Raw genomic sequence first — 10,901 nt, forward strand, 5'->3', positions numbered from 1 at the left:
ATTTTGGGAGACATCTATGCAAAATTCGACTAATTTGACAGAAACAATTGAAGATATTGTTTTGCGTCATGGCTCACGCGGAATGAACGTGCTTAAAAAAAGTTTGCCGGCTGGTTATTCGCATAAGGCGGCAGAAATGATTTTGTCCTGGGAGAGAGGAAGAACAATTCTTCTGACAACAGGTTTTTATGTAGCCGGATATGCAGAAACAGACGGTCCTGCTGGAACTGTTTTTCTGGCGCTTGCGTTAAAAAAACTCGGATTCAATCCTGTAATTGTCACAGATTCTTTTTGCAAAGATTTTTTTGAACTAAAAGGGCTTGAAGTTGTCTATATGCCTTTTGACGGCGACGAAAAATATTGCACGGCTCTGCTTGAAAAATATCAGCCGGCGGGGCTTATTTCGGTTGAACGCTGTGGAATAAACATCAACGGCAGATACGAAAATATGCGCAGAGAAAGCATTGGCGAATTTACTGCCAGAACAGACATTTTATTCACTCTTTCCTACGGAAAAATTCCGACAATTGGCGTTGGCGACGGCGGAAACGAAATTGGAATGGGAAATGTGGCGGAATTGATAAGTTCAAAACTGAGCCTTGTTCCATGTTCTGTAAAAGTAGACTGCCTTGTAATAGCTTCCGTAAGCAACTGGGGAGCGTATTCAATTATTGCGTATCTCGATGCTCTTTCTCAAAAAACAGAGCTTTTGCCGGATTTTAAGGAAATCGAGGATTACATCTGCAGCACGGTAAAAATCGGAAGTGTGGACGGAGTCAAAAGAGAAAAAATTGTCGGTGTTGACGGGTTTGGAATGGACACAGAAAAAGAAATAATTCTTGCCCTGAAAAACGCAGTCATAAAATATAAAAACGGAGAAAACGATTATGCTGAAAGTTGATTTAAACTGTGATCTTGGAGAAAGTTTTGGAAATTATAAAATCGGACTTGATGAAGAGGTTATAAAATATATTTCCTCTGCAAATATTGCCTGCGGCTTTCATGCGTCAGATCCGCTGGTTATGTCAAAAACTGTTGCCATGGCAAAACTGAACAATGTGGCAGCAGGCGCGCATCCAGGTTTTCCAGACCTTGTCGGATTTGGACGGCGGAATATGAATGTCAGTCCTCTCGAACTAAAAGCGATGGTACAGTATCAAATCGGAGCCTTGCATTCTTTTTGTGTTGCAAATAAAGTCCCTCTTCAGCATGTAAAGCCCCATGGAGCAATGTACAATATGGCGGCAAAAGACGAAAAACTTGCCATTGCAATAGCAGAGGGAATTGCCGAAATTGACGATTCTTTGATTCTTCTTGGCCTAAGCGGAAGCGAAATGCTAAAAGGGTNNACGGGCAAAAAAAGAAGTTTTTGCAGACCGCGCTTATGAAGATGACGGAAGTCTTGTTTCCCGTACAAAGCCAGGCGCAATGATTCAAGACGAAAATCTTGCAATTGAACGTGTTCTTGAAATGATAAAAAATCACAAAGTAAAGACAATTTCTGGCAAAGAAATAGAAATCGAAGCCGATTCTATCTGCGTGCATGGCGACAGCCCTAAAGCCCTTGAATTTGTAAAAAAAATCCGGAGTTCACTTGAAACTGAGGGAATTAAAGTTGTTGCCATGGGAAAATAATCCTATTTTTTGTCTATCTCAAGAATTGTGTTAAGGAGCACGTTTGCTCCTTTCCAGCACCATTCAACTGGCGAATATTCAAGTTCGCAGTGGCTGTGTCCGCCTTTGCTCGGGACAAAAATCATCGTAGTAGGAACAATTTCGCTAAGATACTGTGCATCGTGACCGGCTCCAGAGTACATTTTGTGGCTCTTGTAACCAAGTTTTTGAGCCGCATTTTCGACATCATCAACCCATTCCTTGTAGAAAGTTACAGTGTTTCGCGCCCATGCTTCTTTATAGCTCATTGTGCAGTTTGCCCACTCTTTTGGCATAGCTTTTATTATTTCAACACATCTTTTTATTATTTCTGGATTTTGATGACGCACGTCTAGTGTAAATTTTACCTCGTCAGGAATAATTGTGTGAATATTCGGATGACAACTTATTTTTCCGGTTGTATAAACCAGTTCCTTGTCGCCTATCTTGTCAAATTCTTCGTGAAGAAACAAAAGAGCTTGGCTTGCGGCAAAAAGAGCGTCTTTTCGGTAAGGCATTGGGAATGTGCCGGCATGGTCAGCCTGTCCGTGAAATGTAAATTCATAATTTATCATTCCAACCACTCCTTCAACCACTCCAACGTCGTATCCACCGGCTTCAAGAACCGGTCCTTGCTCAATATGAAGTTCAACAAGAGCTTCTGTTTTTGAAGGTTCAATTCTGTTCTTTTGTTCACCCAAAAAGCCGCTTTCCGAAAGAGCCTGTCCAAAAGTTTTTCCAGAACCGTCCTTTGCGACTGAAGCAAACATTTCTTCTTTTTTGAATTTGCCGCAGATTATTCCTGAACACATCATCGCAGGTTCATAAAGCGCGCCTTCTTCGTTTGTCCAAACAACAAGCTGAATCGGATGCCTGTGTGGAATTTTTTTGGTGACTATAGTTTCTATCACTTCCATAGCAGTAAGAACGCCAAGAATTCCATCGTAATTTCCACCCTGCCGAACTGAATCGCAGTGGCTGCCGGACATTATGACTTTTGCATCCGGATCTGTTCCTGGAAGAGTGCAGTAAATGTCTCCAAGATCGTCCGTCTTAAAATCAAGGCCAAGCTTTGTCATGCGCAATTTTATCTCGTTTCTTGCCTGAATAGCCGCTGGAGAAAGTGAAAATCGTGTAATTCCGCCGTGGCCTGTGTCTCCAAAACCTCCAAAAGTAGTTATTTTCTCTTCCATTCTTTTTATATCACATTCATACATTTGTCATACCTCTTTTTAGCAAAATAATGCGGTTAAAAAACGCAACCAGTTATTCCTTCATTATATTTTTCCCTTGAATGTATCTTCAAAGTCCGCCCCGAATCTCCGACGCATATAATCGATAATAACATCGGCACAACGTCTGCGTCCCACTCTCGCGCTGTTAAGCGTAAGGTCGTAGTTGACAGGATTTGTCCAGTAGTTTCCGCCAGAATAAAACTTATAATACTCGGAACGATATTTGTCCGTGCTCTCAATCATCTTTGCGGCTTCTTTTTCATTTACGCCGGTCTTTGTCATGATTGATTCCAGACACTCTTTTCGAGGAGCTTCTATATAAAAACTCGCAACATTGTCAAAATCTTTGAGAATATGATCGGCGCATTTTCCGATAATTACGCACGACACGTTCTGTGCAAGCTGCTTTATTATTTCCGCCTGAATACAAAAGAGATTTATATCGCTCTCAAAACGCTTGCTTGTAGGCGAAACTTCCTTTGGAAAAGTAAATTTTGCAAGCGCATTGGTTACATAATTTCCACGGAGCTTTTCATCAACTTCAATGAACATTTCCTCGCTTAACCCAGAATATGCCGAAGCCATTTCAAGAATTTGCTTTTCGTAGACGGGAATTCCCAGTTTCTCTCCAATCTGTGTCGCCGTCTGTTTGCCGCCAGAACCGAAACCTCTCGCAATTGTAATTACATAATTTTTAGACATTTTTTACCCCCGCCTATACAGAAATATATTTAGCAGAAACTTCATCTGTCAGTTCGTCTATAGAACCTTCTTTTACGCTGAGGCCTTTTTGGATAATCATAAAACGGTCTCCAATTCTGCGCGCAAAGTGAAGATTCTGCTCTACGATAATCAGAGGAATATTCTTCGCTTTTTGATACCGTTTGAGAATATCTGCAATTCCCATAACTATATTTGGCTGAATTCCTTCTGTCGGCTCATCAAGAATAAGAATTTTGGGATCGCTCATTAGCGCGCGGGCAATTGCAAGCTGCTGCTGCTGTCCGCCAGAAAGCACACCTCCTTTTCTTCGCAGATGCGGCGTCAAATCAGGAAAATATTCAAGAATTTCCTTCATTTTTGCCTCAAATTGAACTTTTTTATGTGCCACAGCCCCTAATTGCAAGTTTTCTTTAACTGTAAGCATAGGAATAATTTCACGTCCCTGAGGAACATAGGCAATTCCCTTTTGAGAACGTTCATACGCCCGGCTCTTTGTTATATCGCTTCCGCCAAAATTTATTGAGCCGCAATCTACCGGCAAAAGTCCAATTATGCTTTTCATAAATGTTGTCTTTCCAACACCGTTTCTTCCAAGAATAAGGAATGTTTCTGCGCCTTCAATCTTTAAGGAGATTCCGTTCACAACCCGGCTCTTTCCGTAACTTACACATGCGTCTTTTACTTCAAGCATTTTTATTCTCCTCCTGTAGTTTTCTGGCCTGCAACTGCCTCTATAGAAACACCTGCCTTTTCAAGAAGCTGTGTCTGCATCTGTTTGACAATTTTTTCTTCAGCCGTTGGCTCTTTTTTATCAAGGTCGGCATCGTTTTTAAGATAAACACGGACAACTTCCGGATTATTGGTAATTTCCTCGTAAGTGCCTTCTGCAAGAATCTCTCCATGATTTAAAACAGTGACTTTTTTTGCAATTTGCTTAACAAAATCTATGTCGTGCTCGATTACAAGAATAGTTTTTCCTTTCATAACATTGAGAATCATCTCGCCCGTCTTGTATGTTTCGTCCGCTGTCATTCCCGAAGTCGGCTCGTCAAGAAGAATAACCTTTGGATCCTGTGCCAAAACCATTCCCATTTCAAGCCATTGCCTCTGACCATGCGAAAGAGAAGAACTTATCATGTCCCGGTAATCGTAGAGATTTATCTGCTTTAAAATGCCATTGATTTTTTCGACAATTTGCGGCGTGCGTCTGTAGGTGAATGTTTTTATAAGCGACGAATAACCGCGAAGAGCAACTTCTATGTTCTCAAAGACAGTCATGTTCGCAAAAATATTCGGTCCTTGAAATTTGCGCCCGATTCTGTAAGTTTCAGCGATTTTATAGGGCGGTTCTCCTGTTATATCGTGTCCGTCAAGGAGAATCTGCCCTTCTGTCGGTCTTGTCTTGCCGGTAATCATATCCATTATTGTGGTTTTTCCGGCACCGTTCGGTCCAATAAGCACGCGAAGTTCTCCTTTTTCAATCTTGAGATTGACTTTATTGACAGCCCGGAATCCTGAAAAAACAACTGAAACATCTCTCAATTCAAGGTATGAAGCCATTGTCATGCCTCCTTCTAAAACTCCGCGTTAGCGGCGAGCTACGGATGGCGAGAATCACAGCTTGAGAAAGCAACGCTTGAGCAAACTGTGATGATAAAAATTACAAGGACGTAATCTTTATCATGCCTCCTGTTTTTGCTGCGAGATTACTTTTGCAATTCGACGGTTATACTGAATATCCTGCAAAGTTCCAACAATTCCTTTTGGCAAAAAATAAACGATAAGAATAAGGACAGCGCCAAGCACAAGCTGCCACATATTGCCAAAACTTTCAGAAAGCTTTGACTGCAAAAAACTTACAAGAAGTGCGCCAGCCATTGCCCCCGTCAGGTTTCCACGTCCACCGACTGCAAGCCAAACAAGAACCATCGTTGAAAAGCTGACGCCGGCCGCCTCAATAGAAATAAACGACGTCATTGGAAGATAGACCATTCCGGCAAAACCTGCAAAAAACGCTGCTATTGTAAAGACCGCAATCTTAAACACCGCAGGATTGTATCCGAGAAACTGAAGCCGGGCCTCGTTGTCGCGGACAGATTTTATTACACTGCCAAAACGAGCCTTTGTAATAAGACGGCAAAGAACATAAACTGCCACAAGCGCAGCAAGACCGATATAATACCAGCCCGTAATCGTTATAGGTCTGCCGAAAAATTTTATTTTGTCGAGTCCTCCTGCAATTCCGTTGATTCCGGAAGAGCCGCCGGTGTACATCTGCTTTGTAGCAAGAAGAAGTTCAAACAAAGCCGCAAGCGCAAGAGTTATCAAATTATAGAAAACTCCTTTAATCTTGCTGTAGAAAATAAAAAGCCCAAGAATAAAGGCAACTGCCGAAGGAACCAAAAGTCCCATCAAAAAAGCAAACGGAATATTCTGCAAAGGCTTATATAATAGAGGAATCTGCGTTAGTCCGCCAAATTCCATGAATGCAGGAAGCCCGTTCTGGCACGAGAGAGAGATTCCCAATACATATCCGCCAAGCCCAAAAAAGAGCGCAAATCCAAGGTTCATCAATCCGGAATATCCCCAAAGAATATCAAGCGCAAGCGCAAAAATCATATAGGAGATAAATTTTCCGAACACCAGCTGGCTGTACATTGAACTAAAAAGCGGAATAAAAATAAGAAGCGCAAATATTCCATAAGCAATCCACTTTTCAACGCTTACAGATTTTACAGAAGACAAACCTGGCGTCTTCAGTTTTTCAATTTTTTCATCAAAACTCATAATTCACCTCACCTATCTTTTTTCCTTTGAAGAAAACAGACCGTTCGGCCGGAAACGTACAATCACAATTATCACAACAAAAATTAAAAGCTTTGAGACAATCTGGCTCATATATCCCGACATAATTGTGATTGATTCATTGATTACAAATGAACTTGCAAATGATCCTATTATTGAATTAAGTCCTCCGAGAATTACGACAAGAAAACCGTCAACATTGAACGCCGGTCCCATTCCAGGAAAAACGCTCTTTATTGGAGCAATCAACGCACCAGAAAAACCTGCAAGAGCAGCACCATAGCCAAATGTAAACATATTTATCCGTGCAACATTGATTCCAAGGCACTGCGTCATATCGCGGTTTTGTGTAATTGCGCGGAGTTGCATTCCAAACGAAGTTTTATAAAAAAGAACAAGCGTAAGCGCAAGCACAACCAAGGCCATTAAAATCAAAATAAGGTTGTAATACGGAATAGAAACTCCAAGAACTGTAATCTGTCCACGCAACGGAACTTCCAGCGTCTGGCTTTCCGGTCCAAAAATCATTCGTACAATCTGCTGAATTATATATTCAAGTGCGAACGTAACAAGCAGAGTTTCTGCAACTTTTCCGTAAAGTTTTTTAATAACCGCCTGCTCAATTATTATTCCGACAAATCCAGTTATGAGGGCTGCAAGAATGCATGCGAGTGCAAACGGAATATGCAGCGCATTAACGCTTATACAGGCCGTATAAGCTCCAATCATTATGAACTCTCCGTGTGCATTGTTGACAACGTCCATCATTCCAAAAATGATTACAAGCCCGATTGTCGTAAGAAACAAAACCGATGAGTTACTGATTCCGTTCAATAGCTGTTGTAAGAAAAGGCTCATCTGTATCATGCCTCCTTATAAAATTCCGCGTTAGAGGCGAGCCACGGATGGCGAGAATCACAGTTTGTGAAAGCATCGCTTGAGCAAACTGTGATGATAAAAATTACAAGGATGTAATTTTTATCATGCCTCCTTTTTGTGTTAAAAACTCATCAACTGACTGTGCGCCGCGGCAGTTTTCCGTCATTGTCCACCGCGACGACAGATTTTTTCTTCAATTTTATTCCGTTATTCAGGAATCGGAGCTACAAGTCCGTCACTTTTTGCAAGAATCTTGTAAGACAAATCATCCTGAACCTGGCCAATATAAGTATTAAGCCAGCAGTGATGGTTTTTCTCGTCCATTTTTATCTTTCCTCCAGGTGAATCAATTTCAACACCTGCAGCCGCGGCAATAATATCCTGCGCCGAAAGCGACTGCGCATTTTCTATTGCTTTTGCAAGAATGTAGATTCCGTGATAAGCACCTTCTGCGCTGTTTGTAACTGTTGTTGTCGTTCCAAAAAGCTTCTGATATTTTTCAACAAAAAGCTTGCTTTCTGGCGTATCAAGAGAATTAAAATAGTCGAACGAAGCATAGTTTCCGACCGCCGCTGAACCTACAGCCTTAATTGCTGACTCGTGTGACGAAATTGAACAAAGAGGAACTTTTTTTGGATCCATTCCATATTGAACATAGTCCTTGTAGAATGGAACATTTGAGTTGCCTGCTACACCGGAGAATACGCAATCTGCGCCAGAAGCCTTAATTCTGTTTACAACAGAAGAAAAGTCTGTTTCGTTTGTAGGTGTATATTCTTCTCCAACAATTTGTCCGCCAAATTTTGCAATATATTCCTTTGCAAAGGCGATTGTCTTGCGTGGAAATTCATAATCCGATCCAACAATATAGATTTTCGGACCGAGATTTTTTATCATCCACGGAATAAATGCCGCAACCTGCTGGTTTGGACAAGTGTTTGTGTAAAGAAGGTTCTTTGAAGGTTTTTCGCCCTCATAATAAGTATTATAAACAAGAACGCTATTGTATTTTTCAATCGTAGGAATTACTGCAAGACGCGTATTAGATGCATTTGTTCCAACAATAGCAGTAACGCCATCTTTCAAAATCATCTGCTGAGCCTTTTCCGCTGCCATAGCCGGGTCTGAACCGTAGTCAACATACAAAGGTTCAATCTGCATTCCTTTTACGCCGCCAGCCGCATTGATTTCGTCTATCGCCATTTTAGCCGCATTCTGCATAGGCGTTTCAGAAAGACTGAAATTTCCAGTCGTGCTGTAGAGAATTCCAATCTTAACTGTTTTTGCAGAACTCTTTTTTTCTCCGCAAGAAAAAAATCCAAAAACAGCCGCAAGGACTGCTAAAACCTCAAGTGATTTTTTAAAGACTTTTTTCATAATTATGCACCTCCATAGATGAACAAAAAAAGGCGGCCCAATCCATCTTCTACAATGAATAGAACCGCCTTTGATTCATAAAAATTAAACTTAGTATACAGACATTGCTCCAGACACAAAAATCTTATTTGCACAAATTTTAATTTTTTTTTCGTGCATTTTAACTATATGCCTGCATTATTTTTCTGTAACATTTTTGCATTCAACAAGCGAATAAACGTCTTTTCTCCGGGCAGAGAGAATTTTATACTGATTTCGGAAATCATCAACCTGTTCAAGCTGCAAATCGCACAAAAGAATATTTTCTTTTTCGTCCAGTTGAGCAAGAATTTTTCCAAATGGGTCAACAAAAAGCGAATGTCCCCACGCAACATAACCAGCATTTTCGTCACGGGCAGGAGAACATCCTGCCATAAAAACCTGATTGTCGGTTGCACGTGCACGGAACATAATATCCCACCAGGCAGGACCGCTCGTCATATTGAATGCTGCAGGAACAACAATCAGTTTTGCACCCTTGTCAACCATAAGCCGCGCCAATTCAGGAAATCGAATGTCAAAGCAAATCATAAGTCCGATTTTGCCGAATTCTGTGTCGAATACTGTTACGTTTTTTCCTGGACTTAAAGTCTCGCTTTCATAAAACCGCGCCGAAGGAATATCGCAGTCAAACAAGTGCATTTTTCGATGCTTTGCAATCTGTTTTCCGGTTCGGTCAAAAACATAGGAAGTATTGTAGATTTTTTCTACGCGGTTGCCATTTTCTTCACTTATTTCCAATTCAGGCATTGAGCCAGCCACAAGATAGATTTTATTTTTTCTTGCAGCAGCGCTCAATTTTTGCCAGTTCTTTCCGCCATCTTCCTGAGCATAGACAGGAAAATTTGACGCCTTGTAAGGACAGGAAAACATTTCCGGCAAAACAACAAAATCAGCACTAGAATCACTTGCTTTTTCGATTTGTTCCAACGCAATTTCGATATTGTCATCATTGGAACTTTTTCCTTTTATCTGAATCAGCGCGATTTTCATTATTTTTTCCTCAAAATCTCATAAACCGCAATCTGCTCTTCTTTTGAAAGAACTTTGTAGCAGTTTGCAGGTGAACCAGACGCAACGGAATCTGACGCCATTTTTTCTTCTTTTTGAGCAAATTTTTGAAGATCAAGACCGTATTCACGAAGAGTTGGAACATTCAAGGATTTTGTAAATTCCTCAAGTTTTTCAAGAAATTTTTCAGAGGCAATTTTCGGTTCCTCTCCGTCCTGAGCCGCTCCAACCAATACGGCAAGTTCTGCAAAACGTGAATATGCTCCAGGAAGCACAGCGCGCAGACATTCAACCAAAAGCATAGCATTTGATATTCCATGCGGAACATGAAAAACCGCTCCAATCGGACGGCTCATTCCGTGAACAATCGTTGTAGGACTAGTATTTATTGCAACTCCAGCCTCGTAAGCGGCAATGCTCATATTTTCGCGGGCAACCTTGTCCGTACCGTCCTTTACAGCGACTGGAAGATATTTGAAAATTCTCTTAATCGCATCAAGACAGTACAAATCCGTAACTGGAGTATGTTTTACACAAGTATAGCTTTCAATCGCATGCGTGAGCGCATCCATTCCTGTGGCCAGTGTGATTGAAGAAGGAGAAGAAAGAGTATATGTGTAATCAACAACAGCGATTTTTGGAAGAAGCGCGTCGCCTTTTATTAAGAGTTTTGAATCTGTCGCTGTTTCTGTAAATACGACATATTTTGTCACTTCAGAGCCAGTTCCAGCGGTTGTAGGAATCAACACAAGCGGCGCAAAATCCCCGGACATCTCCTTTCCTTTGTAGTCGCCAAGTTTTCCTGGAAGAACAGCCATAGCCGCAATTGCCTTTGCGCTGTCGAGAGGTGTTCCTCCGCCAAGCCCAACAATAAAATCGCACTTTTCTTTCTTAAAAACCTCGACCCCGGCATAAATCATCAAATCCGTAGGCTCTCCAGGAAGATCGTTATATATAACGCTGTCAATTCCCTGTTCTTTGAGCACATTCTGAACCTGAGCGGCAAGCCCGGTCTTTGTAATTATTTTTCCGGTTACAATCAAAGCTTTGTTTCCAAAAGACTTGAAATAAGGCGCAGCGACTTTTAACGCTCCTTCGCCCATTACAGTCCTTGGCGCTGTCGTAAAATTAAATACCATGGATTTCTCCCATAAAAAGTCAAGATTAAAACTTCAGTTT

At 41.3% G+C, this 10,901-nt stretch carries 11 protein-coding genes and 1 pseudogene; 3 read left to right on the forward strand and 9 right to left on the reverse strand.

What is annotated here, in order from left to right; translation table 11 throughout:
* Positions 1-16: 16 nt before the first annotated feature.
* The 3 genes and pseudogenes from B3Y13_RS03250 to B3Y13_RS09875 all read left to right on the forward strand — a co-directional run.
* The gene (locus B3Y13_RS03250) at positions 17-901 is read left to right on the forward strand and encodes a DUF4392 domain-containing protein (RefSeq protein ID WP_296692715.1); all 885 of its coding nucleotides are present in this window, start codon (positions 17-19) and stop codon (positions 899-901) included.
* Positions 888-1,388 carry a 5-oxoprolinase subunit PxpA gene (locus B3Y13_RS03255; protein ID WP_349681356.1) on the forward strand — a complete coding sequence of 167 codons (501 nt, stop codon included), beginning with the start codon at positions 888-890 and terminating at the stop codon, positions 1,386-1,388. The genes B3Y13_RS03250 and B3Y13_RS03255 overlap by 14 nt, the downstream gene beginning before the upstream one ends.
* Before the next feature lie 16 nt (positions 1,389-1,404).
* A pseudogene (locus tag B3Y13_RS09875) lies at positions 1,405-1,635 on the forward strand (LamB/YcsF family protein); the annotation flags it as partial.
* A gap of 2 nt (positions 1,636-1,637) precedes the next feature.
* Here B3Y13_RS09875 and B3Y13_RS03260 read toward each other — a convergent pair.
* From B3Y13_RS03260 to B3Y13_RS03300, 9 genes are all read right to left on the reverse strand, one after another.
* Positions 1,638-2,870, reverse strand: a complete 1,233-nt coding sequence (locus B3Y13_RS03260) for a Zn-dependent hydrolase (protein WP_296019384.1) — start codon at positions 2,868-2,870, stop codon at positions 1,638-1,640.
* Positions 2,871-2,930: 60 nt separating this feature from the next.
* Positions 2,931-3,590: an AAA family ATPase gene (locus B3Y13_RS03265; protein ID WP_277075881.1), complete on the reverse strand. Its 660-nt coding sequence runs from the start codon at positions 3,588-3,590 to the stop codon at positions 2,931-2,933.
* Between the two features lie 13 nt (positions 3,591-3,603).
* Positions 3,604-4,302, reverse strand: coding sequence for an ATP-binding cassette domain-containing protein (locus tag B3Y13_RS03270; RefSeq protein ID WP_296019390.1), 699 nt, complete (start codon positions 4,300-4,302; stop codon positions 3,604-3,606).
* Between the two features lie 2 nt (positions 4,303-4,304).
* The gene (gene urtD / locus B3Y13_RS03275; RefSeq protein WP_296019393.1) at positions 4,305-5,171 is read right to left on the reverse strand and encodes an urea ABC transporter ATP-binding protein UrtD; all 867 of its coding nucleotides are present in this window, start codon (positions 5,169-5,171) and stop codon (positions 4,305-4,307) included.
* A gap of 120 nt (positions 5,172-5,291) precedes the next feature.
* Complete coding sequence (locus tag B3Y13_RS03280; protein ID WP_296668374.1) at positions 5,292-6,398, reverse strand: ABC transporter permease subunit; 1,107 nt, start codon at positions 6,396-6,398, stop codon at positions 5,292-5,294.
* Positions 6,399-6,410: 12 nt separating this feature from the next.
* Positions 6,411-7,274: an urea ABC transporter permease subunit UrtB gene (gene urtB / locus B3Y13_RS03285; RefSeq protein ID WP_296668373.1), complete on the reverse strand. Its 864-nt coding sequence runs from the start codon at positions 7,272-7,274 to the stop codon at positions 6,411-6,413.
* A gap of 228 nt (positions 7,275-7,502) precedes the next feature.
* The gene (locus B3Y13_RS03290; RefSeq protein ID WP_296019402.1) at positions 7,503-8,672 is read right to left on the reverse strand and encodes a transporter substrate-binding domain-containing protein; all 1,170 of its coding nucleotides are present in this window, start codon (positions 8,670-8,672) and stop codon (positions 7,503-7,505) included.
* Positions 8,673-8,849: 177 nt separating this feature from the next.
* Complete coding sequence (locus B3Y13_RS03295) at positions 8,850-9,704, reverse strand: carbon-nitrogen hydrolase family protein (protein WP_296668371.1); 855 nt, start codon at positions 9,702-9,704, stop codon at positions 8,850-8,852.
* Positions 9,704-10,861, reverse strand: a complete 1,158-nt coding sequence (locus B3Y13_RS03300) for an iron-containing alcohol dehydrogenase (RefSeq protein WP_296019406.1) — start codon at positions 10,859-10,861, stop codon at positions 9,704-9,706. Before B3Y13_RS03300 ends, B3Y13_RS03295 begins: the two co-directional genes overlap by 1 nt.
* Positions 10,862-10,901 lie beyond the last annotated feature (40 nt).

Origin of the sequence: Treponema sp. UBA7567, from assembly GCF_002476655.1 — a bacterium.
Taxonomy (GTDB): Bacteria; Spirochaetota; Spirochaetia; order Treponematales; family Treponemataceae; genus Treponema_D.